General features: G+C 50.3%; 26 protein-coding genes. 5 read left to right on the forward strand and 21 right to left on the reverse strand.

Features of this window, described 5'->3' with window-relative positions; all coding sequences use genetic code 11:
- Window positions 1-14: 14 nt before the first annotated feature.
- From ACHA8N_RS15935 to ACHA8N_RS15960, 6 genes are all read right to left on the reverse strand, one after another.
- Window positions 15-548: a F0F1 ATP synthase subunit delta gene (locus tag ACHA8N_RS15935; RefSeq protein WP_393966296.1), complete on the reverse strand. Its 534-nt coding sequence runs from the start codon at window positions 546-548 to the stop codon at window positions 15-17.
- On the reverse strand, window positions 548-1,081 hold the full coding sequence (gene atpF, locus ACHA8N_RS15940; RefSeq protein WP_147510256.1) for a F0F1 ATP synthase subunit B: 534 nt from the start codon (window positions 1,079-1,081) through the stop codon (window positions 548-550). Before atpF ends, ACHA8N_RS15935 begins: the two co-directional genes overlap by 1 nt.
- 132 nt (window positions 1,082-1,213) lie before the next feature.
- Window positions 1,214-1,426, reverse strand: coding sequence for a F0F1 ATP synthase subunit C (atpE, locus tag ACHA8N_RS15945; RefSeq protein ID WP_012371545.1), 213 nt, complete (start codon window positions 1,424-1,426; stop codon window positions 1,214-1,216).
- 75 nt (window positions 1,427-1,501) lie between these two features.
- Window positions 1,502-2,245 carry a F0F1 ATP synthase subunit A gene (gene atpB / locus ACHA8N_RS15950; protein WP_026827347.1) on the reverse strand — a complete coding sequence of 248 codons (744 nt, stop codon included), beginning with the start codon at window positions 2,243-2,245 and terminating at the stop codon, window positions 1,502-1,504.
- An 8-nt stretch (window positions 2,246-2,253) separates the two neighbouring features.
- Complete coding sequence (locus tag ACHA8N_RS15955) at window positions 2,254-2,640, reverse strand: ATP synthase subunit I (RefSeq protein ID WP_147510255.1); 387 nt, start codon at window positions 2,638-2,640, stop codon at window positions 2,254-2,256.
- Window positions 2,637-2,855, reverse strand: a complete 219-nt coding sequence (locus tag ACHA8N_RS15960; RefSeq protein ID WP_012371548.1) for an AtpZ/AtpI family protein — start codon at window positions 2,853-2,855, stop codon at window positions 2,637-2,639. Before ACHA8N_RS15960 ends, ACHA8N_RS15955 begins: the two co-directional genes overlap by 4 nt.
- A 685-nt stretch (window positions 2,856-3,540) precedes the next feature.
- On the opposite strand from ACHA8N_RS15960, the gene ACHA8N_RS15965 reads away from it, so the two are divergent.
- Window positions 3,541-4,329 carry a pentapeptide repeat-containing protein gene (locus ACHA8N_RS15965; protein ID WP_393966297.1) on the forward strand — a complete coding sequence of 263 codons (789 nt, stop codon included), beginning with the start codon at window positions 3,541-3,543 and terminating at the stop codon, window positions 4,327-4,329.
- 84 nt (window positions 4,330-4,413) lie between these two features.
- On the opposite strand, the gene wecB is transcribed toward ACHA8N_RS15965, so the two are convergent.
- The 15 genes from wecB to ACHA8N_RS16040 form a co-directional block, all read right to left on the reverse strand.
- Complete coding sequence (wecB, locus tag ACHA8N_RS15970; RefSeq protein ID WP_393966298.1) at window positions 4,414-5,550, reverse strand: non-hydrolyzing UDP-N-acetylglucosamine 2-epimerase; 1,137 nt, start codon at window positions 5,548-5,550, stop codon at window positions 4,414-4,416.
- A 131-nt stretch (window positions 5,551-5,681) separates the two neighbouring features.
- The gene (gene upp / locus ACHA8N_RS15975) at window positions 5,682-6,311 is read right to left on the reverse strand and encodes a uracil phosphoribosyltransferase (RefSeq protein ID WP_147510252.1); all 630 of its coding nucleotides are present in this window, start codon (window positions 6,309-6,311) and stop codon (window positions 5,682-5,684) included.
- A gap of 76 nt (window positions 6,312-6,387) precedes the next feature.
- Window positions 6,388-7,365, reverse strand: coding sequence for a hypothetical protein (locus tag ACHA8N_RS15980; protein WP_393966299.1), 978 nt, complete (start codon window positions 7,363-7,365; stop codon window positions 6,388-6,390).
- Between the two features lie 110 nt (window positions 7,366-7,475).
- The gene (locus ACHA8N_RS15985; RefSeq protein ID WP_393966300.1) at window positions 7,476-8,114 is read right to left on the reverse strand and encodes an ABC transporter ATP-binding protein; all 639 of its coding nucleotides are present in this window, start codon (window positions 8,112-8,114) and stop codon (window positions 7,476-7,478) included.
- Window positions 8,111-9,142: an ABC transporter permease gene (locus ACHA8N_RS15990; protein WP_147510249.1), complete on the reverse strand. Its 1,032-nt coding sequence runs from the start codon at window positions 9,140-9,142 to the stop codon at window positions 8,111-8,113. The genes ACHA8N_RS15985 and ACHA8N_RS15990 overlap by 4 nt, the downstream gene beginning before the upstream one ends.
- A 71-nt stretch (window positions 9,143-9,213) precedes the next feature.
- Window positions 9,214-10,584, reverse strand: a complete 1,371-nt coding sequence (locus ACHA8N_RS15995) for a sensor histidine kinase (RefSeq protein WP_393966301.1) — start codon at window positions 10,582-10,584, stop codon at window positions 9,214-9,216.
- Complete coding sequence (locus ACHA8N_RS16000; protein ID WP_147510247.1) at window positions 10,581-11,249, reverse strand: response regulator transcription factor; 669 nt, start codon at window positions 11,247-11,249, stop codon at window positions 10,581-10,583. The genes ACHA8N_RS15995 and ACHA8N_RS16000 overlap by 4 nt, the downstream gene beginning before the upstream one ends.
- 96 nt (window positions 11,250-11,345) lie before the next feature.
- Window positions 11,346-12,605, reverse strand: a complete 1,260-nt coding sequence (glyA, locus tag ACHA8N_RS16005) for a serine hydroxymethyltransferase (protein ID WP_147510246.1) — start codon at window positions 12,603-12,605, stop codon at window positions 11,346-11,348.
- A gap of 110 nt (window positions 12,606-12,715) precedes the next feature.
- Window positions 12,716-13,255: a TIGR01440 family protein gene (locus ACHA8N_RS16010; protein ID WP_147510245.1), complete on the reverse strand. Its 540-nt coding sequence runs from the start codon at window positions 13,253-13,255 to the stop codon at window positions 12,716-12,718.
- Entirely contained in the window at window positions 13,256-13,696 is a 441-nt protein-coding gene (gene rpiB, locus ACHA8N_RS16015) for a ribose 5-phosphate isomerase B (protein WP_147510244.1), read from the reverse strand. It lies immediately after the preceding gene.
- Between the two features lie 2 nt (window positions 13,697-13,698).
- Window positions 13,699-14,217, reverse strand: a complete 519-nt coding sequence (locus tag ACHA8N_RS16020; RefSeq protein ID WP_026827337.1) for a low molecular weight protein arginine phosphatase — start codon at window positions 14,215-14,217, stop codon at window positions 13,699-13,701.
- A gap of 17 nt (window positions 14,218-14,234) precedes the next feature.
- Window positions 14,235-15,221 (reverse strand): L-threonylcarbamoyladenylate synthase, encoded by a 987-nt coding sequence (locus tag ACHA8N_RS16025; protein WP_393966302.1) that lies wholly within the window; start codon window positions 15,219-15,221, stop codon window positions 14,235-14,237.
- An 8-nt stretch (window positions 15,222-15,229) separates the two neighbouring features.
- A complete protein-coding gene (gene prmC / locus ACHA8N_RS16030) occupies window positions 15,230-16,078 on the reverse strand; it encodes a peptide chain release factor N(5)-glutamine methyltransferase (protein ID WP_147510242.1) in 849 nt (282 codons plus the stop codon).
- On the reverse strand, window positions 16,078-17,136 hold the full coding sequence (gene prfA, locus ACHA8N_RS16035; RefSeq protein WP_393966303.1) for a peptide chain release factor 1: 1,059 nt from the start codon (window positions 17,134-17,136) through the stop codon (window positions 16,078-16,080). The genes prmC and prfA overlap by 1 nt, the downstream gene beginning before the upstream one ends.
- 116 nt (window positions 17,137-17,252) lie before the next feature.
- Window positions 17,253-17,747 (reverse strand): P-loop nucleotide/nucleoside kinase family protein, encoded by a 495-nt coding sequence (locus ACHA8N_RS16040; RefSeq protein WP_393966304.1) that lies wholly within the window; start codon window positions 17,745-17,747, stop codon window positions 17,253-17,255.
- Between the two features lie 143 nt (window positions 17,748-17,890).
- On the opposite strand from ACHA8N_RS16040, the gene ACHA8N_RS16045 reads away from it, so the two are divergent.
- The 4 genes from ACHA8N_RS16045 to treR are packed head-to-tail and all read left to right on the forward strand — an operon-like array spanning window position 17,891 to window position 20,840.
- Window positions 17,891-18,259: a GntR family transcriptional regulator gene (locus tag ACHA8N_RS16045; protein ID WP_012371565.1), complete on the forward strand. Its 369-nt coding sequence runs from the start codon at window positions 17,891-17,893 to the stop codon at window positions 18,257-18,259.
- Window positions 18,253-19,119 carry an ABC transporter ATP-binding protein gene (locus ACHA8N_RS16050; protein ID WP_393966305.1) on the forward strand — a complete coding sequence of 289 codons (867 nt, stop codon included), beginning with the start codon at window positions 18,253-18,255 and terminating at the stop codon, window positions 19,117-19,119. The genes ACHA8N_RS16045 and ACHA8N_RS16050 overlap by 7 nt, the downstream gene beginning before the upstream one ends.
- The gene (locus ACHA8N_RS16055; RefSeq protein WP_147510237.1) at window positions 19,112-20,083 is read left to right on the forward strand and encodes a hypothetical protein; all 972 of its coding nucleotides are present in this window, start codon (window positions 19,112-19,114) and stop codon (window positions 20,081-20,083) included. The genes ACHA8N_RS16050 and ACHA8N_RS16055 overlap by 8 nt, the downstream gene beginning before the upstream one ends.
- Before the next feature lie 46 nt (window positions 20,084-20,129).
- Complete coding sequence (treR, locus tag ACHA8N_RS16060; protein ID WP_147510236.1) at window positions 20,130-20,840, forward strand: trehalose operon repressor; 711 nt, start codon at window positions 20,130-20,132, stop codon at window positions 20,838-20,840.
- Window positions 20,841-20,874 lie beyond the last annotated feature (34 nt).

A 20,874-nucleotide genomic window follows, 5' to 3' on the forward strand; every position in this document is an offset into this window, starting at 1 on the left:
TCACCCCTATTTTCTTACGCTTTTAACAGCTCACGCTCAAGTCGCGTTAGTTTCGTTTCGATCGTGCCGTCATATGTCGTGTAACCGATTTGAACACGAAGTCCACCGATTACATTCGTATCCACAACATTTTCTACTTCAAGCGTTTTACCTGATTTTTGGCCAAACGTTTCCTTCACGTTCGTGAGTTCTTCGTCCGACAGTTTGTATGCACTTGTGACGATTGCTGTCGCCACGTTACGGTATTCGTTCAACAACGCGATGAAATGCCCCGGCAATGCCAATACTTCCGATGCCCGGTCGTTTTCGACCATGACGAGGATCGTATTTAAGACAATCGTATTGAAGCCTGTGAAGCTCGTATGAAGGACTTGCTTCAGCTCTTCTGCAGAAATCGATGGGTTTTCTAACACCGATGCGAGCTCTGGTGTTGCGTGGAGCACTTCGCCGAGCGTTCGCACATCAGCTTCTGCTTGTTCGAGCACATGGTGTTCGAGTGCAAGATCGAAGAGCGCTTTTGCGTAGCGTCCCGCTACGTGGTCACGCATTAGTTCGTGCCCTTAGTGTCAGCAAGGAATTGGTCGACGAGTGCACGTTGTGCCGCTTCGTCTGTCGCCAGCTGTGTTTTCATGACGTGGCGTGCTGCAGCGATTGCTTGAAGAGCAACATCGTTCTTCAAAGCAGCTTGTGCTTCAGCGCGTTCGCGTTCGATCGCACGGCGGGCTTCTTCCTTACTCAATTCTGTTTCGACACGTGCCTGCTCCATCGCACGTGCTTGTTCTGCCTCAGCTTGACGGCGTGATGCTTCTAACAGGTCACGTGCTTCCGTACGTGCCTTGTTGAGTTCTGCTTGTTGTTGTTCTACGTAGACTTGAGCGTCTTTCCGGCTTTTTTCAGCCGAATTGATCTCGCTAGCCACATGCTCTTCCCGCGCTTTCATCATGTTGACGAGCGGGCCCCATGCGAATTTCTTCAAGAGGATGAGGAGCAAGAGGAAAACGACGATCGTGACGATCATGTTAGCAAGTAAGAGGTGACTACTTTCGCCGCCTGCTTCTGCCGCAAGATACGTGAGATTCATTCGATTACACTCCCCTCGTGGTTGGTCCTACTTCTAGTATCTACATAAGGGAGCCGTAGCCCCCATGACGGTTCACTCTAATGGAACGAATAACGCCCTATGTAGCTCAGTTCTTGATACGTAAAATACGGATTAAGAGTTGAGGAGAAGGAAACCGACCGCTACACCGATGATTGGAAGTGCCTCAACGAGACCGATACCGATGAACATTGTTTGACGAAGTTCGTTTTTGAGTTCTGGCTGACGTGCTTGTCCTAATACTGTACCGTTTACGATAAGACCGTTACCGATACCTGCGCCGAGTGCGCCGAGTCCGATGATGATCGCTGTTGCAATAAGTTCCATTATGAATTGCCTCCCTAGATTGTGTTCGAAATTTGGTCGTGCGGTTATCGGAAAAGCAGATGCTTTACCTTCGAATTAATGGTCGTGCGCTGCCTTATGCCCGATGTAAACCATCGTTAAGATAAGGAAGATATACGCTTGGATGGCTCCGATGAAGAGCGAGAATCCTTGCCAGATCAGCATTGGAATCGCTGACAGGATCACACCGACTGGTCCGAGGAATTGGAAATCGTTCGTTCCAGAGATGATACCGATCGAGAGAATGATACCAATCATGATCTCACCCGCGAAGATGTTACCGTAAAGACGAAGACCTAGTGTCAACGTGTTTGCGAATTCTTCGATGATGGTAATAATAAACATCGGCGTCATAAACGTTTTCGCATACGAGCCGAAGCCGCGCATTTTCACACCGTAATAATGGCTCATGACCACTACCATAGATGAAAGTGCCAGTGTCACGTACGGATCTGCAGTTGGTGAGTTGAACCAAATGTAGTGACCCGTTACAACGTTAAAGGGAAGACCCATTAAGTTGGACACGATGATGAATAGGAACAGTGTCATTCCGAAAGTTAGGAAGCGACCCCCTGTTTTCCAATCCATCGTGCTGCTGATGATTCCGCGAACGAACTCGAGGAACATCTCCATCACGTTTTGAGCACCGGTTGGCTTCATCACAAGACGTCGCGTACCGGCCACGGCAATCAGGAAAACGAGAGCAGCTGCAATCAGCACTGTGATCAAGTTTGTCCAGCTACCGTACAGAACGAAGTCGCCCCAGAGTGGGATTTCGTAAAGTGGCATTTCGTGGTTCATTTGACTATTCACCTCTTTTCCCGCTTAAGTTCGTGAGTAAAATACTCACAAAATTGTATGACGTGGCCGGCGAGAAGGCCTATTACCACCGCAGTTAATGACAATTCGGTCTCGTACTTCAAACCGATCATCACACAAAGTACCGCGACCGCCATGCGTGATACGGTCCCTCGAGACATCGGCTTGCGCCCACGTTCGATTACACGATACATTCGATCGACGCTTAATCGTTGCAGCGTCAGAATCATGAAGCTACCTGCCCCACCTAATGCCAGCCCATAAATCACTGGATCACTCGGATAACCGACAAGTAACAGGACGGCAAGGATTCCATAATAGAGTCCGAACCATCTTAAGTACGCACGATACAACGCATCTTGAAGGATGATGTTCATGTCTTGTCTCCTAACAAGTGCCTGATCATTGCGATCATGCAGAGAATGCCGATGAAAATCCCGATGAACACTGCAAACGTCGCCCCCATTTTTTGCCACCAGTCCTGCTGTTCCCCATAGTTCCCAACAAGAAAGCCGATGACGATCGGTGCGGCCAGTGCCGTCGAAATTTGCGAGGCCATAACCATACTCGTCGCGAGCCCTTTTTGGCGCACTAGAGACGACCCCCTTTTCCCAGTTGTGAGTTCTTTTTCTTTCCCACAATTTGCGGATTTTCATACTAGTCAAGAATACAATGAGAACCATTTCATAGTCAAATGAATTCACAATTAAAATGGACCGTCGAAACCATTGTATATCAACAATTGATAAGGTTTTCACAGAAGTATCCCGTGCCACTCTTTTCACGAAGATGTGAAGAAAATATGTAGTGCTATCAACGTTTATCGAGATGGTTCACTAGGTGAACAAAACCATTGAACAGTAACGTTATATCGTGTTTTGTAATGAGAAACAAGCCGCCTAAATTTGATTTGTGTCGATTTTGTGAAAAAACAATTTTTATTCACAATTGTAAACGCTTTCGTTTTGGGACAGAAAAACGCCTTTGACATCTGTTTGTAACAAAGACCGCAGGCGATTTCCAATTCATCTCGTGTGTGCCTTGTCACAGCCCAAAATGTCAGATCTGATTTCATCGTTTTGAGGTCATCCGGCAGTTGATTTTTTAACAAAAACCATACATTTCACCCGACTGTTTTGATTCTCACGCTTTTTTTTAGATGAGTTGCCCTATCGGTCGTCCGGTTAATTCGTTTCAACAATAACGTTTTCGGACGATTGTCGACAGACGGATCGTTATGGTAAAAAGAAGACAGAACATCAGAAGGAAGTGAAAAAATGGAAACAGAACGTTTTCGCGTCCGGTGCACCGACTGTTTTGGCTTATGCTGCACGGCACTCGCATTTTCCGCATCCAGCGACTTCGGACACGATAAGCCGGAAGCAACCCCATGCCGGAACCTCGATGCCGATTACCGGTGCAAGATTCATGACCGACTACGTCCAAGCGGCTATAAAGGGTGCACCGTTTATGATTGTTTCGGAGCCGGTCAACAGATTTCGCAAGTGACGTTCTCAGGCGTCTATGACGATTCAACGAAACCACTCATGTACACCCTCTATCCGAAGATGGTCCACCTTCAGGAAATGATGTGGTATCTCACCGACGGTATCCGACCGGAAACCCGTTCAATTCATGATGCCTTGGAAACAAAACTCCAGGAACTCAATGTGAAGACCGGGTTACCTCCGGCTGAACTTGCCACACTCGACGTCGACCATCTCCGCTCGACGATCCTGCCGCTCCTCGCGCAAATCGAAACACTTGTCCAAGCGCCGTACCGGAAAAAGCCACGGACACTTCCAAACGACTGGATTGGTAAAAACGTTTCCCGGCAGAATTTATCCGGTTGTAGCCTTCGGGGACGGTTTTTACTGGCAACGAATCTGTCGCACTGTCAATTACGCGGCGTCAATTTCCTCGGCGCCGACTTGCGTGATTGTAATCTGCGGGGCGCCGACCTGACGGATGCCCTGTTTTTAACGCAGGCCCAAATCAATGCCGCTCAAGGAGACGCCGGAACACGTCTTCCGGAACGATTGCTTCGACCGTCACACTGGTCGTAACGACACGCGAACCACCCGTTTCATGCACCTCTTGCCGGAGTGCGAGAAACGGGTAGTTTTTTGGTTCGGCTGTTCATACGACATTCAGTTATTTACCTGAAACGGTTCAAACGTCGCTTTGTGGTTAAAATGTTCTAAAATCGCCGCTGCAATTCGTTCCGAGGCATGACCGTCCCCATATGGGTTTGAAGCATGTGCCATCTCCGCATAGGCGACTTTATCGTCCAGCAGCTCGCTCGCGAGACGGTAGATTGTGTCTTCGTCCGTGCCCGCGAGTTTCAGTGTTCCTGCCGTCACGCCTTCCGGACGTTCCGTTGTATCGCGTAAGACGAGAACCGGAACACCAAGCGACGGCGCTTCTTCCTGGACACCGCCGGAATCAGTCAGAATCAGATGCGCCCGACTGGCGAAGTTATGGAAGTCGAAGACATCAAGCGGCGGAATCAAGGTGATCCGGTCGTGCCCTTTGAACACATCCTTGGCTGCTTCTTGGACAACCGGATTTAAATGGACGGGATAAACGATATGGATATCCGGGTAATCATCTGCAAGACGCCGGATCGCACGGAACATCTGATGCATTTTCACGCCCTGATTTTCACGCCGGTGCGCCGTCATTAAAACAAGACGTCTGTCTCCGACCGTCTCAAGCACAGGATGGACATAATCGGGTTGGACCGTCGTCTGTAAGGCATCAATCGCCGTATTGCCCGTGACGTAGACACCCGTCTTCCGGTTTTCTGACGCGAGGTTCGCTGCCGCCTGATCGGTTGGTGCGAAATGCAGGTCAGCCAAGGTCGACGTCAACTGCCGGTTCACTTCTTCCGGGAACGGTGAATATTTATCGTATGTACGGAGTCCGGCTTCGACGTGCCCGACTTTGATTTGATTGTAATAAGCGGCAAGGCTTCCGACGAACGTCGTCGTCGTATCGCCGTGGACTAACACAAGATCGGGCTGGACTTCTTTCATGACCGCATCCAATCCTTCGAGACCACGCGTCGTGATATCGACTAACGTTTGGCGGGGCTTCATGATATTCAAATCGTGATCGGGTGTAATCTCAAACAGCTCTAATACTTGATCAAGCATTTCCCGGTGTTGCGCCGTGATCGTGACATGAACATCAAACGCAGGATTTTGTTTTAAGACGTTGACGAGTGGTGCCATCTTGATCGCTTCCGGTCGTGTGCCGAAAATCGGCATGACTTTAATGGGCATACAAGTTTCCTCCTTTTTACTTCTTTTCTTAATTAAAACATATTCCCTGTCGGACGCGCAGTTCCCGCCCGTCTTCACTGAAAATGAAAAAAAGACGCTCCCTTCACAGGCAGCGTCTCTCAGTCGATCGATTACTTTGTACCAAACAGACGGTCACCCGCATCCCCGAGTCCAGGAACGATGTAACCATGGTCATTCAATTTCTCATCCAGTGCCGCGAGATAAATATCGACATCCGGGTGTTCTTCCTGAATCCGTTTGACGCCTTCCGGTGCTGCACAGAGGCAAGCGAGCTTAATGCTTTGTGCACCCTGTTTTTTCAAAGAGGAGATTGCGTCGGCAGCAGAACCGCCTGTCGCAAGCATTGGATCGACGACGACGAAATCACGTTCTGCGACGTCTGTCGGTAATTTGAGATAGTATTCTGTCGGCTCAAGTGTCTCCGGATCACGGTAAAGACCGATATGTCCGACTTTGACGTTCGGCATCATGCGAAGCATGCCGTCGACCATGCCAAGACCGGCACGAAGAATCGGAACGATCCCCAGTTTCTTGCCGTCGATCATCTTTTGCGTCGTTTTCGTGACCGGTGTCTCGATTTCAACGTCCGTCAGTGGAAGGTCGCGCGTGAGTTCATATGCCATCAATGAAGCCACTTCGTCGACAAGCTCCCGGAATTGTTTCGTTCCTGTTTCGACTTTACGCATGATCGTCATCTTGTGCTGAATCAATGGGTGATCAAATACATGTACTTTACTCATTGTTTTGCATCTCCTCTCCATTCTCTTTTCGCATTGTACTCTAAAAGACGACTGCTTGGGAACTGTTTTCTGTGAATCAGTCCCCAAGTGTACTTTTTCCTTCTAAAATCGCTTTTGCGGCATACGACCATTCATTGTCCGGTTGTTTGGCCAATTCTTGCAGTGTCGCTTTGTAGTTTCCGACTTTATTTTTTTGTTCATATACGGCCTGCATCCACAACACGTCACTCATGTAACCGGAATCCGGAAAATCGTTCCGGTAGGCGACATAATCACTTTGTTTCGTCTCTTTCAGCTTGCCGGCTGCAATCAGTTTATAGAAACGTGCCATACCGGACGTTTCCTTGTTCGTCAGGACATTTCCCGTCAATAATTGATTGGCTGCTTTATAGTCTTTTGACTGAACGGAAGAGACCGCTTGTTCGAGTGCCTGTTTCGGATCTTTTGTCGTTGTTTCCGACTCTTTTGGTTCCTCCGCCTTCGGTTCCTCCGCTTTTGGCGCATCCGGCTGCTCTTTCTTCTTTTCAGATGCCGTCAGCTTTGCGTTTTTCTCTTTCAATTGTTCGACTTCTTTTTCCAACGCAGCGAGCTTCTGCTCGACATTTACCTGTTCCGTCGGCTGTTTCGTCGCTGCTTCTTCCGAAAAATCGATTTGCGTGACGCCGAGGAGGACAATCCCCGCCACCACGATTCCACCCAGCCAAACCGGATTGAGCTGAAGCGTTTTTTTCCATGTCTTGAGTTGCGGATGATTTTTTAATGCCGGCGGGAACGTCGAAAGGCGTTTTCGAGCCAATCGTTTTCCTCCGACTTTTCCGGCGATTGCCAGACGGTAACGGTAAAGTTCAGCCGGCAACGGGACGTTTTTCCATTGTAAAAATCGTGTATCGGCTTGCTCATAAAAACCGGCTTCTTCCATGATGACGATTGTTTTAAAGTCTTCGGCCAACCGCTTGTAATCACGCTTCGACAAACTTTTATCTTCCAACCACTTGGCGATCTGTGCCGTATTGACCACTTGGAGTTCAGACTGAATAAATTTAGAAAAATTCATGGTTCCTGCCACCTCATCGTATTCGTATACTGACTAGTATACCAAAAAAAATGCCCTGCTCAGTTTGTTTAAACATGAAAACAAACCAAGCAGGACATCCACTCTTCTTTTTATTCGAGCACCCGACCGTCTTCCATCCGTAAGATCCGGTCACAATATGTCAGCATCCGTTCGTCATGCGTAATGACAAGAACCGTTTTTCCATGTTCGTGCGCCTGCTGTTGCAACAGTTGCATGACGAGCTGGGCATTTTCATAATCGAGACTCGCCGTCGGTTCGTCCGCCAAGACGAGACGCGGATCATTCACGAGCGCGCGGGCAATCGCGACACGTTGCCGCTCCCCGCCGGATAAGGCATGCGGCAAATGGTTCCGTCTGTCCCGTAATCCAAACACGTCCAGTTGTGCTGCCGTATCAATCGTCCGTCCGGCTTCTTCCGCGACGAGTTCGAGTTGTTCCGCCGCCGTCAAAAAAGGCACGAGGTGCGATTCCTGAAAGATGAAGCCGATTTCTTCGAGCCGCATCCGGCGTCGTCCTTCATCGGACGAATCCACGACCGGACGCCCGTCAAACTGAATCATTCCGTCAGAGGGACTTTGTAACAAGCCGAGTAATTGCAATAAGGTACTTTTCCCGCTGCCGCTCGGTCCGACAAGCGCAATCAATTCCCCTGTCTTCGCCTCAAACGAAACATCCTGTAAAATCCGCATCTCACCATACGTTTGTTCGACATGTGTCAGTTTAATCATCCTGTCAGTCCTCCCATCGCCTCTGCCGGCTCCAATTTTCTTAAGGCTCGTAACGGAATCAATCCGCCGATCAAGGCCGTTACGATGATCAAGCCGCCGTATCCGAAACCGGTCACCCATTCAAAGCGGAACGGTAAGTCACCCGGCAGCAATTGACTGATGGTCCACGTGACAAGCAGACTGATCAAAAACGAGGCTGCGGTCAAGACGAACACCTGCAGGACAAGTCCTTTCCCGATTGTTCGTGTCCGGATACCGATTGCTTTTAAAATCCCGAGTTGCTTCATCTTCTGCATCGTTAAGATATAGAAGAACGCCGTTAAGATTAAAGAACCGATCAACACAAGGGCGATCCGCATCATCTGAAACGAGTTTTGTTCCGCGGCATACCCCGGAACTTGTTCGACCACTTGTTTTTTCGTATACGTCGCAAGATCCGTCTGAATGGAATCGCGACTGAGGAAAGCCGAGACATAGTTCGTTTTCATCTTGTCCTGCCACATGTCCCATGTCTCAAGCGTCGTCCATAAAACCGGTGCATGGCTGTATCGGCCGTCGCTGACGGTCCCGACGATTTCAAACGTCGTCTTTGTCCGGAAGTCCGTAATCGTATCACCGATCTTCGTTCCGGTTTGTTTGGCATATTCAGTATCCACGAGTACTTGACCCGGCTGTAAATCCGCCAGTTTACGTGGACCGTAGACCGTGTCTGCCGGGGAGGCGAACACCGTCACATCGTCTTTTGTTCCATTCTTTTTCTCAAGCACCATACTTTGGACACCCAGTGCTTCCGTCCCGTCCGGCTGATCCGTCGACTTTAAAAATGAACGTGTCAGCTGCCCTTCCGCATCTTGACTCAGTGCCACTTGCTCGACCGGTAAGTTCCGGACGACCGCTCCATTATCGTATGCCAATCCGTCTGCCAAACCGGAAATCATTAAAATCAACAGCACAATCAACGTCGTCACGACTGCCATCAAGGCAAACCGCCGTTTCATCCGAATCAATTCCCGCCATCCCATCTTCATTCCTGATCCCTCCTGTTTCTTTCGCTACAGGATCATCGTACGGTCTGAAGATGAACGGAACATGAACAAACCTAACGGACGTGTGGAAACGTCAAAATAAACGTCGTTCCGACTCCGAGTTGAGACTCGATTCGAACCGTTCCGTGAAGCTGATGGACGGTTTCCTGAACAATTGCCAGACCGAGTCCCGTTCCGGTTGCGCCGCGCGAGGCATCGCCTTGATAAAAACGTTCAAATGCCTGCTCCATCATATCAGGTGTCATGCCAGGTCCTTGATCTTGAATCAAGACGGTCACCGTTTTTTCGTTCGTCTCCGCTTGAATCGAAATCATTTCTCCATCAGTCGAGACATGAAGCGCATTACGGATCAAATTGTGGAAGATGTGCTCAAGAGCCATCTCATTCGCAAGAATCATCGTCTGATCGGGAATGTTCAAGGCAACCGCCACTCCGCGTTCATCCAACTGATAACGAAGCGTCTGCAACGTCGCTTCCACCGCTTGACCGAGATCGACCGGCAGACGTGTCATCCGGCTTCCTTCATCCAACCGCGCCAGTACAAGCAATTGCCGGGTCAATTCTGCCATTCGCGTCGCCTCTTGACCAATCGTCGCCAGCTTCACTTGATCGGCCGGTTGCGCCGTTCGTTCAAGTTGCCGTGCATATCCCTGAATGGTCGTCAGCGGTGACTGAAATTCGTGCGAGACGTTCGCGACAAATGTTTTTCGTTCCGCGTCCGATTGGGCGACCGCTTGTGCCATCTCGTCAAAGCGGCGGGACAATTCCCCGATTTCGTCTTGTCCGGTCGTCGCGACGGTCACGGTATAATCGCCGGCCGTCATCTGTTCGGTCGCCTGCGTCAATCGTTTGATCGGACGGACGAGGTACCGGATTGAAAAGACGAGCAACAGGAAACTGATCAAGACGAGTAAGACGAGAAAGGCGCCGACGAACAGATGCAGTTCACGAATCTGCCGGCTCAAATCCGGCCGGACGAAGACAGCATCCGTTCCGCTATCCGTCTCTAAGGACGCACCGTACGTATTGATGACTTCGTTGTCAAACAGACCGAGCAGGAACAAGTGGAATGGATAGTCCCGCATTCCTTGGTAGACTTGACCATTCCGGACAGACTGAATGACCCCGGGTGCCAGCGACTCGTCACGGAAGGCATTGCCGTACCGCTTCACCTGTCCGGATTCCGGGACGACGTACAGCTGAAAACCGGTTGCGCTGAGCATCTCGTAAAACGAATCGACCCGTCGGTCCCCGTGCCGTTCGTAATAGGCAAACGATGTCTCAACCGCTTCTTCGACCTTTTGGCTGTAGGAGGCTTGCAGCACGGTGTAGTACAAGATATTGCTGATCAGCAAGGCAATGAACGCGGATCCCAGCAAAACAAGACAGACCAATCCGACAATCTTCGTATACAACGACTTCATATCCGGACCTCCAACCGGTACCCGTGTCCCCGGACCGTTTGAATCGTCAGCGCTTCCGTATTTTGTAACCGACTCCGCAACCGTTTAATGTGCACATCAATCGTCCGGTCATCCCCCATAAAATCAAGCCCCCAGACGTGTTCAATCAATTCTTCACGACTGAAGACCCGTCCCGGAAAACCGGCCAGTTGATGTAATAATTCGAACTCGCGCCGGGGAATCGACAGACGGGTCGCTCCAATCGTCAGCTGTTGGCTCTGTTTGTCGATCGTGACATCTCCAAACCGAATGATCGGGATGACGGCTTTTTGATAACGCCGGGCGACGGCATGAAGCCGAAAGATCAATTCTTCCGGATTAAACGGTTTCGTGATGTAATCATCTGCCCCTGCCGTAAACCCGTCCCGTTTATCCGTCAATTCCCCCAGTGCCGTCAGCATTAAAATTGGAATTTCCTGACGGCTGCGCAAATCTGCACAGAGCTGTAATCCACTGCGTCCCGGCACCATCACATCGAGGACGGCCGCTTCGAATACGTGTTCCTCCAACCAACGGGCAGCCTCATTTCCATCCGCCGTCGCCTGAACATGATGACCGTCGGCTTCGAGTGTCTCGCGGACGAGACGCTGGATGTTCAAGTCGTCTTCCACTACTAAGATGTTCATGTTTCCGTCCCCTTTCCCTTTGAATCGTCATCAGAAAAACCACCCCCTCCTTCCCGTCAATCGAAAAGGTGGAGGTGGTCATCGTCCATCCGAAACTTAACCGCGTTCCGGGTAAAGCGGGAAACGACCTGTCAATGCCACGACTTGCTTGTGGGCACTTGTCAGCGTTTCATTGTCTTCCGGGTTTTTCAGCACAAGTTCAATCAATTCCGCGATTTGTTTCATCTCCGCTTCCTTGAATCCGCGTGATGTCATCGCCGCTGTTCCGATTCGGATCCCACTTGTGACGAACGGACTCGCCGGGTCAAATGGAATCGTATTTTTGTTGACCGTGATGCCGGCTTCGTCGAGTGCATGTTCCGCCAATTTCCCTGTGATTCCGAGTGGTTGCAGGTCGACAAGCAGGAGGTGGTTGTCGGTACCGCCTGAGACGATCCGCAGTCCACGTGCCGTCAACTCTTCCCCGAGCACCTTCGCGTTCGTGACGACTTGACCGATGTAGTCTTTGAAGTCAGGCGCGAGGGCTTCGGCAAACGCCACGGCTTTCGCTGCGATGACGTGCATGAGTGGTCCACCTTGAATGCCCGGGAAAATCGATTTATCGATGGCTTTCGCATGTTCTTCTTTACAGAGGATCATCCCGCCGCGTGGTCCGCGTAACGTTTTATGCGTCGTTGTCGTGACGAAGTGTGCGTGCTCGACCGGGTTCGGATGAAGACCTGCCGCGACGAGTCCCGCGATGTGTGCCATATCGACCATCAAGTAAGCACCGACACTGTCCGCGATTTCACGGAATCGTTTAAAGTCAATGACGCGCGGATAAGCCGATGCTCCCGCAACGATCAATTTCGGTTTGTGTTCTTCTGCAAGCTTCGCGACGACATCGTAATCGATCATCTCTGTTTCTGGATCGACACCGTACTCGACGAAGTTGTATTGGACACCGGAGAAATTCACAGGACTGCCGTGCGTCAGATGACCGCCGTGAGACAAGTTCATCCCGAGGACCGTATCGCCTTGATCGAGGATCGTGAAATACACGGCCATGTTCGCCTGTGCACCCGAGTGCGGCTGGACGTTGACATGTTCTGCACCGAAGATGGCTTTTGCCCGGTCACGTGCAAGATTTTCCGCTAAATCCACGAACTCACACCCGCCGTAGTAGCGGCGGCCCGGATAACCTTCTGCGTACTTGTTCGTCAATACGCTGCCTTGTGCTTCCATGACAGCTTGCGAGACAAAGTTTTCTGATGCAATCAACTCGATATTGTCGCGTTGACGTCCAAGCTCCTTGCGCATGGCCGAAAAGAGTTCCTCGTCTTGCTGTTTCAGATACGTAAGCGGTGTTTGTTCCATCTGAATTCCCCCATTCATTTCGATAAACCTATCTTAACACGAATAATTGATTGCTTGCACCCTCTAAAAATCCATCAAAAAAGCAAGGGGAATGAAACCCCTTGCGCACATCATTCGTATTTAGCGCGAGCGCCACCAATTAACTTCGGTCGTGTAACGGCAGCCGTCACATGTGCTTCTCCGATTTCCTTGTGCGGCAGACGGACCGGAATTGCCACATGCTTCAAATGCATGCCGATGAACGTGTCCCCGATGTCGATTCCCGCATCAGCTTGAATCGCCTCGACGACGACCGGTGCCGAAAAACGTTGATAGGCCGCACTCGCCATCGAACCGCCCGCTTCCGGAACCGGCACGACCGTGACGGCTTCAAGACCAAGCCGTTCGACGATTTGCCGTTCGAGCGTCAACGCACGGTTGATATGCTCACAGCCTTGAAAGGCCAAATCGACCTGATGTGAACGACGGAACGTATCAAAGACATCAAACAAAGCATCAGCGACATCCGGTGAACCCGCCTTGCCGATTTGTTTACCAATGACTTCACTTGTCGAACACCCGATGACGAGCAGTTTCCCCTTTAACGGAAAACGTTCGTTCAGTTCTGTCAGGCAAGCTTCGAGATCTTGTTTGATTTGTTCCAACTCCATTTACTTCACCTCATAATCCGAAATTTTGCAGACGCGGTTTTCGTGACGTCCGCCTTCGAACTCCGTTTCCAACCAGATTTGTGCGATATCGCGTGCAAGACCCGGTCCGATGACACGCTCGCCCATCGTCAAGATGTTCGAGTTGTTGTGCTGACGTGTCGCTTTCGCACTGAACGTATCATGGACGAGTGCTGCCCGGATGCCTTTGACTTTGTTCGCAGCGATCCCGATCCCGATGCCTGTTCCGCAAATCAAGATGCCGCGGTCGAATTCACCGTTCGCGACAGCTTCCGCAACCGGAATCGCGACGTCCGGGTAATCGATGGATTCGGACGAATACGTGCCGAAGTCGGTATACTCCATTCCGAGTTCCTGCAAGAGTTCCGTCAGTTCCGCCTTTAACTTAAAACCACCATGGTCTGCTCCAATTGCTACTTTCATCGTTACGATTCCCCCGTTTGTTTAGGTTGTTTTTTCGGAAGTTTCCGGTTATCCGGTGCTTTTCTTCCGTTTCCGTTCTGCGTCAATTTTAACACAAGACGGTTGACGAGGGGTTCGAGTTCATTCCGGACCTGCCGGTAAACGTTCATCGATCCGCCGTACGGATCGTTGATGTCGCGTTCAAGACCGGTCACATATTCGTACAGCGTAAACGTCCGGTCTTTCAGTTCCGGGTACCGTTCGCCGACTTCTTGTTTATGACTGCGCGTCATCGTCAAGATGATGTCTGACCAACGCCCGAGGACGTCGTCAAATACTTGCGTATAGTGCTCAAGTTCAATCCCGCGCTCGCGTAAGACTTGCAACGCATTTTCGGAAGCGTCGAATCCCTGCATCGAACGGAGACCGGCGGAGCGGACATCAAATTCTTGATCGGCCACTTTTGAGCGTAATAATGCCATCGCCATCGGACTGCGGCATGTGTTTCCTGTACAGATAAACAATACACGACGTGTGCTCATCTCAGTATCCTCCTTCTTTACGGGCGAATGATCCGACCACCTGCTGCCTTGTGGAGCCGATTTCGGACTGCCAGCCCAACCCCTTCTTCTGATATATCCCGTACAAAAATCTGATCTACCGTCGTTTGGTCAAATCGCCGTAAACAATCGTAAAGACGCTGCGCGGCTGTTTCGATCGTCGTTCCGAGGAAACAGCGGACATCGGCTTCGATGTCTTCTCCGTCAAAGAGAATGACGCCTGTCTTTTGTCCGGTTTGGCGGGCCTCATCGATGACGTGTTGCAGGAATGAGAGGTCACCCGCTACAACGGATAAAGTTGCTTCCGGTGCGTAGTGTGTATACTTCATGCCTGGTGCCTTCGGTGTCTCGTTCTTCATCGATAAGGCGGGATCAAGTGCCACGTCTCCGATCACGGTTTGGATCTGTTCCCGTGTCACGCCACCCGGTCGCAAAATCACCGGCGGGTTCGTGGTACAGTCAATGACCGTCGATTCGACACCGATTCCGGTCTCCCCTCCGTCGACGATTGCGGCGATGCGGCCCGAGAGGTCATGTGCAACGTGCGCAGATGACGTCGGTGAGGGTTTTCCGGATCGGTTGGCACTTGGTGCGGCAAGACCCAGTCCGGTCGCTTCGATCAACTGAAGCGCCAATGAATGGTCCGGCATCCGTAATCCGATCGTATCCAGTCCTGCGGTGACGAGTGAAGAGGCGCGTCCGTTCGATTGCAGGATAATCGTCAAGGCACCGGGCCAAAACGCATCCATTAACCGGGTTGCGACCTCCGGAATATGAGTGACGAACTGCTTTGCCTGTTCGACGGACGCGACATGGACAATCAACGGATTGTCGGAAGGCCGGCCCTTCGCGGCGAAAATTCGCCGAACGGCCGTCTCACTCGTCGCATCTCCCGCAAGACCGTAAACCGTCTCCGTCGGAATTGCGACGACTTCACCTTCTTGTAATAGTCGTACCGCTTCATTTAATGTCTGATGTTGAATCATTTCCGTCTTCACTCTGGACAATCCTTTCGTTCCGCATACACGATACGGTCTTTACCGTTTATATCTTTTAAAATACCCGTTTCTACCGTTGGATAACGTTTTTTTAACATCATTTGCACTTCTTGCCCTTGATTGTGTCCAATTTCAAACGCAATCAGGCGAAAATCATCGCGTAAAATCCGACGGCTGTCTTCAATCAGGCGGCGATAGAACACTAATCCGTCTTTTCCACCAAATAGCGCGAGGTGGGGTTCATGGTCAAAGACGACATCACTGAGCAACTCATCTTCTTCAATATAGGGCGGGTTCGAGATCAACACCCGAACGGAATCATCCGCGAGCGGTGCGAGCAAATCCCCTTCCAAAAACGTCACGTCGCCGCCAAGCATCCGGTGATTTTCTTTTGCGACCGCAATCGCATCCGCTGAGATATCAACTGTCGTGACCGGTTGCCCAAGTTCAAGCGCGAGCGTCAGACAAATCGCACCGCTGCCGGTCCCGATATCGACGATTTCACCGGATTGGAACGTTTCTCCCTGCAGACGTCCTGTCACGAACTCAATTAACTCTTCCGTCTCCGGCCGCGGAATCAGAACGGCGGGTGAGACACGGAAATCACGTCCGTAAAAGGGCTGATAGCCGATCAAATGTTGCACTGGAACCCCGTTTAAATGAGCTAATAAATATTCACTGAACAACAGGTCCTGTTCCGGTTCGAGATCGTCCGATAAGCGGATCAATAATCCGGTCCGGTCGACCTGTAAAACATGCATAAGTAACCATTCGGCACTCGAGGCCTCGCGTCCTGCCGTCACGAGCATCGTTTGTGCTTGATTGAGACGTTTTGCGATCCGCATCAGTTCGCCGCCTCCGATGCCCGGGCCTGATACTCCATGACGAGTGTATCGATGACTTCATCCATCTCGCCTTGGAGAATCCGGTCAAGCTTTTGGATCGTCAAACCGATCCGGTGATCCGTCACGCGGTTCTGTGCAAAGTTATACGTCCGAATTCGCTCGGACCGGTCGCCCGTTCCGACCGCTGATTTTCGTTTTTCATCGTACTCGGCCTGTTGCTCGCGCTGAATCTTGTCGTAAACACGAGCCCGCAAGACCTTCATTGCTTTTTCTTTATTTTTAATCTGTGACTTTTCATCCTGACAGCTGGCGACGATTCCCGTCGGCACGTGTGTGACCCGGACTGCCGACTGAGTCGTGTTGACCGACTGTCCGCCCGGTCCGCTTGAAGTGAACGTATCGACGCGGACGTCCTTATCGTGAATCTCGACTTCGACATCTTCTGCTTCCGGCAGAACGGCAACAGTCGCGGTCGACGTATGAATCCGTCCGCCCGACTCGGTTGACGGAACACGTTGCACCCGGTGCGCCCCATTTTCGTATTTCAATTTCGAATAGGCCCCGCTGCCTTTGACGATGAAGATGATTTCCTTGTATCCGCCAAGCTCGGTATAACTGGCATCGATGATCTCAATCTTCCAGTTTTGTTTCTCGGCGAACTTGGAGTACATCTTAAAGAGATCACCAGCAAATAAAGCCGCTTCGTCGCCGCCTGCTGCGCCGCGGATTTCGACGATGACGTTTTTATCATCGTTCGGATCTTTTGGTAAGAGAAGAGCTTTCAGCTTCGTCTCGAGGTCCTTGATTTCCGGCTCGAGGATAGCAATCTCTTCTTTCGCCAGATCGCGCATCTCCGGGTCTGTCAACATGTGACGCGCCTCTTGGTACGCCTCCATCTTGTCACGGTAAACACGGTAGACCTCAACGGTCGGTGCGAGTTGTGACTGCTCCTTTGACACCTCACGCAATTGATTTGTATCTTTAATGATGGCTGGGTCTGCCAACAGGTCGTTCAACTTTTCATATCGGTCCTCTAACGCACTCAATCGATCTAACATTCTCGGTCATCCTTCCTGATGATTCTTCTGTCGTCAGTATAGCAAATATTCCAGCCTTTACGAAACGACCGATGATGTGTAACAGAAGCAGAGAACACTTCAACGTTCGAGAAAGGTCACATGCCTTTCCATTCGACGATCCTGATGCCTTCAGAAGCAATCGGAACTTCAAAGTAATCTGTGACTTGAAGAAATATCGCTTCCGTATCAAAAGCGGCTCGTTCCGGTTGTTCCTGACGCCGCTGAGCAATTTGACGCAAACACTGCTCATTCGTCCGATTCAAGAATATCAATTGATGGCGGGCATCGATTTCTGATATCAGGTCCAAAAAACATTTCCGCTGTTTTTTCGTATTCGCTGGAAAATCCATCACGACATCAACGCCAACAGCCAGAAGGTGTTGGACATGTTGTTTCACAAGTGGTCTCATCTGCGCTGCATGTTCGAGATAGTCGTCAAACGTTTTAATTTGATCCGGATACAGTGCGTTTAGCCATTCATCTTCTGATAGAAGAACGGCCCGTTGTTCTTCGGCAATCTGTTTGGCGGCAGTCGATTTTCCTGCACCCATTTTTCCGCAGAAAAAATAAAGTGTTCCCGTTGATTTCATCTTTTTTCCTCCGATCACGTTTCCTTCATTTTACCGGAATGAAACGAGTACGTACTGGCGAATATGCCCTGTATTGACTTCCTGACAGGTTTTTCCTATAATTAGTGTACTAATTGAATTAATACACTTAAGGAGGTAAGCGAATGTTTACGGTTGACCCCAAAAGTTCACTGCCGATTTATGAGCAGCTGGTCGCCCAAATCATCCGTGCAATTGCCCGCGGCTTGCTTCGGTCCGGTGAACAGATGCCGTCTGTTCGGGAACTGGCGAGCACGTTGCTCGTCAATCCGAATACGGTGTCCCGTGCCTATCAGGAACTCGAAAGCCGGAACTTCATCGTCACGATGCGCGGCAAAGGCTCGTTCATTTCCGACCTGCCCATTGAACACGTCAAACAGGCTGCAATCCTGCCGCATGTGCAGACACTTTGTACCGTAGCGAACGAACTATCGATCTCGAATGCAGATCTCTATCAACTACTTATCCAAACAAGGGAGGATTCCTCATGTTGACCGTGTCTCACCTGACCAAACAGATTGATTCCAAAATGATTTATGAAAATGCATCGTTCACACTACCCGCCGGAACGATTACAGCATTGATCGGACGAAACGGCGCCGGGAAGACAACCTTACTGAAGACACTCGTCGGAGCGCTCGAGCCGTCCCGCGGAAAAGTCGAATGGAACCAGGAGTCGATCCACCACGTTCCGGCAGCACGGCAACATCTGTTTTTAGTACCGGATTCTGTCGGAATCTACCGTCAGATGACACTTGGTGAATTGATTGGCTTTTACGATGCGTTTTATCCGAATTTTGAACGGACCTTTATCGAAAATTATTGCCGGTCATCGAATCTCGATCGCGGACGCCGGGTCACCTCTCTCTCAAAAGGTCAGGCCCAACTGTTTTTACTTCAACTCGCTTTCGCGACGAACGCGCCTGTCCTGTTGCTCGACGAACCAACGGACGGACTCGATCGGATCAACAAACGGGATTACTTAAAACAACTGGTCACGTTGCTCGCAGAACGCCAAACAGCCGTCTTAATCGCTTCCCACCAATTAGAAGAGCTCGATTCGCTTGCCGATCGGGTCATGACGATCGAACAACACCTCGTCAAAGAACCGAAGGCACTGGAAGATGCGAAATCGAGTATGCAAAAATGGCAGCTTGCCTACGAAACGGTTCCGGATTTCCAACATCATGATGTCCATGTCTTGTCCCGGACGGGTCGGGTCGTGACGCTGATTGTCCGCTCGGAAGCCGGAGCCATGTACGTCGATCAGACAAATCCGTTACTAAAAGACGCGTTACCGGTTCAACTCGAAGATTATTTTTTAGGAACGTTTGGAGGCGATCATCATGTATAAACAACTGATTCGGTATCATATCAAACAAGGCATCTGGCCACTCGCCTCACTTTTCCTGCTCGCCGTCTTCAGTTACGGATTCGGCAGTTATACGGTCATCGATAATTTTGATGATTATCTCGGCGTACAGGCTGACTTGATCGAGCCTGTTCTCGTCAGTCCGAGTTTTGCCGGGTTCGGTGCGATTTTAATCGCTGTCTTCGCGATCTTGATGCTCGGACAAGAACGCGGAAGCGGCCGCAGTCTGATGCTCCATGCTCTGCCGATCAATAAAAAGGCATTGTACTGGATCAAATGGGGGATCGGCGTTGTTGTTTTGCTTGTCTTTCCGATCATTGGCTTTTTCGTCAGCTGGTTACTCCTGCAAGGCATCGGTGGCATCAATCCGTTTGATTACTTATCGGGAGCAGACATGTTCATCGATTTCCTGACGTACTTCTTATTTGACGTTGCAATCTTTAGTATTTTCCTGTTTGCCGGTACGATTGCCGGTGACGTCATCGGTCAACTGCTGCTCGGTTTATTTTTCCTGTTTTTAAATTACTTAACGTTTTTCTCCATTTTGTCTGTATCGACGATCGGACTGAAGCAAAACGAGGACTTTCTTTCAGCCGTCGATGTCCTGATGACGACGACCTCACCATTCCCGCTGTTGTTTGAGGCTAATGTACGGACGGATGTAACTCCGGCTATCTTCTTCAATCTCGCCTTAGTGCTCGTCTTGACGATTTGTGGCAGCATGCTTTATGTCAAAAGTGAAAACGAACGCCTTGGCCGCTTCACGGTTTTCCCGAAGATGCACCCGCTTTTAATCATCGTCTTCTCTGTCTACACAACGATCTTACTTGCTGCTGTCATCGGTCTATTGTCGTCTGAAAATCAACTGTTGTACTGGCTCGCCGTCGCGATTCTCGCCTGGCCCGCCTTCAGTTCCTATCGTCGGATGATTGGGTGGAAACGTTGATTCCGTGCTACACTGTTTTCAACGCTTTGAACAAAGGACGGAATCCATGATGCCCAAATACCTTCATATTTATCAGCAATTGGTCGACCGGATCCAAGACGGAACATTACCGGCCGAAACAAAACTTCCTTCGGAAACCGAATTGATACAGGAATTCGATGCCAGCCGCGGAACGGTCCGAAAAGCGATTGACGCCTTGCAGGACAAAGGTTTTGTCCGCAAACATCAGGGCAAAGGCGTCTTCGTGCTCAGTCAGGACGCGATTGCCTTTCAATTCAACGGCATCGTCAGCTTTTCTGAAGCCCACAAGCAAATGGGGGCCCATGACGTTAAAACGGATGTCATCTCCTGTGATCTGATAGAAGCCACCGAAGAACTTGCCCACTTATTTCATGTCGCGCCCGGCACGTCACTTACCCAGATTAAACGGGTCCGGGCAATTGACGGTGAACGGGTCATCTTCGACATTAATCTGTTCGTCACATCGCTCGTACCCGGTTTGACGAAAGAGATTGCCGGTGAGTCGATTTACCACTATATCGAGCAGACACTCGGACGGCAGATCAGTTACGCCAAACGAAAAATCGAGGCACAACCGGCGACAGCAGAAGATCAACAGTATCTTGATTTAGAGGGCACCTCACACGTCATCGTCATTACGAACGATACGTATTACTATGAGGGACAACACTTCGAACGAACACAGTCGCGCCACCGGCTCGATAAGTTTCAATTCACGGATATCGCACGTCGTTAAACAGAGGACAGATCATCAAGGATGAAAACGTTTT

This window comes from Exiguobacterium sp. S22-S28 (assembly GCF_043359615.1).
Lineage (GTDB): Bacteria > Bacillota > Bacilli > Exiguobacteriales > Exiguobacteriaceae > Exiguobacterium_A.

Coding starts and splice junctions, on each gene's coding strand:
- ACHA8N_RS15980 (WP_393966299.1), bottom strand. CDS start 7,365: ATGAATTTTTCTAAATTTATTCAGTCTGAACTCCAAGTGGTCAATACG.
- ACHA8N_RS16000 (WP_147510247.1), bottom strand. CDS start 11,249: ATGAACATCTTAGTAGTGGAAGACGACTTGAACATCCAGCGTCTCGTC.
- ACHA8N_RS16045 (WP_012371565.1), top strand. CDS start 17,891: ATGTTTACGGTTGACCCCAAAAGTTCACTGCCGATTTATGAGCAGCTG.
- rpiB (WP_147510244.1), bottom strand. CDS start 13,696: ATGAAAGTAGCAATTGGAGCAGACCATGGTGGTTTTAAGTTAAAGGCG.
- ACHA8N_RS16010 (WP_147510245.1), bottom strand. CDS start 13,255: ATGGAGTTGGAACAAATCAAACAAGATCTCGAAGCTTGCCTGACAGAA.
- prfA (WP_393966303.1), bottom strand. CDS start 17,136: ATGTTAGATCGATTGAGTGCGTTAGAGGACCGATATGAAAAGTTGAAC.
- ACHA8N_RS16050 (WP_393966305.1), top strand. CDS start 18,253: ATGTTGACCGTGTCTCACCTGACCAAACAGATTGATTCCAAAATGATT.
- ACHA8N_RS16055 (WP_147510237.1), top strand. CDS start 19,112: ATGTATAAACAACTGATTCGGTATCATATCAAACAAGGCATCTGGCCA.
- upp (WP_147510252.1), bottom strand. CDS start 6,311: ATGAGTAAAGTACATGTATTTGATCACCCATTGATTCAGCACAAGATG.
- ACHA8N_RS16020 (WP_026827337.1), bottom strand. CDS start 14,217: ATGAGCACACGTCGTGTATTGTTTATCTGTACAGGAAACACATGCCGC.
- glyA (WP_147510246.1), bottom strand. CDS start 12,605: ATGGAACAAACACCGCTTACGTATCTGAAACAGCAAGACGAGGAACTC.
- treR (WP_147510236.1), top strand. CDS start 20,130: ATGATGCCCAAATACCTTCATATTTATCAGCAATTGGTCGACCGGATC.
- atpE (WP_012371545.1), bottom strand. CDS start 1,426: ATGGAACTTATTGCAACAGCGATCATCATCGGACTCGGCGCACTCGGC.
- ACHA8N_RS15935 (WP_393966296.1), bottom strand. CDS start 548: ATGCGTGACCACGTAGCGGGACGCTACGCAAAAGCGCTCTTCGATCTT.
- prmC (WP_147510242.1), bottom strand. CDS start 16,078: ATGCGGATCGCAAAACGTCTCAATCAAGCACAAACGATGCTCGTGACG.
- atpF (WP_147510256.1), bottom strand. CDS start 1,081: ATGAATCTCACGTATCTTGCGGCAGAAGCAGGCGGCGAAAGTAGTCAC.
- ACHA8N_RS15995 (WP_393966301.1), bottom strand. CDS start 10,584: ATGAAGTCGTTGTATACGAAGATTGTCGGATTGGTCTGTCTTGTTTTG.
- wecB (WP_393966298.1), bottom strand. CDS start 5,550: ATGCCCATTAAAGTCATGCCGATTTTCGGCACACGACCGGAAGCGATC.
- ACHA8N_RS15985 (WP_393966300.1), bottom strand. CDS start 8,114: ATGATTAAACTGACACATGTCGAACAAACGTATGGTGAGATGCGGATT.
- atpB (WP_026827347.1), bottom strand. CDS start 2,245: ATGAACCACGAAATGCCACTTTACGAAATCCCACTCTGGGGCGACTTC.
- ACHA8N_RS15955 (WP_147510255.1), bottom strand. CDS start 2,640: ATGAACATCATCCTTCAAGATGCGTTGTATCGTGCGTACTTAAGATGG.
- ACHA8N_RS15990 (WP_147510249.1), bottom strand. CDS start 9,142: ATGAAGATGGGATGGCGGGAATTGATTCGGATGAAACGGCGGTTTGCC.
- ACHA8N_RS16040 (WP_393966304.1), bottom strand. CDS start 17,747: ATGAAATCAACGGGAACACTTTATTTTTTCTGCGGAAAAATGGGTGCA.
- ACHA8N_RS15965 (WP_393966297.1), top strand. CDS start 3,541: ATGGAAACAGAACGTTTTCGCGTCCGGTGCACCGACTGTTTTGGCTTA.
- ACHA8N_RS16025 (WP_393966302.1), bottom strand. CDS start 15,221: ATGATTCAACATCAGACATTAAATGAAGCGGTACGACTATTACAAGAA.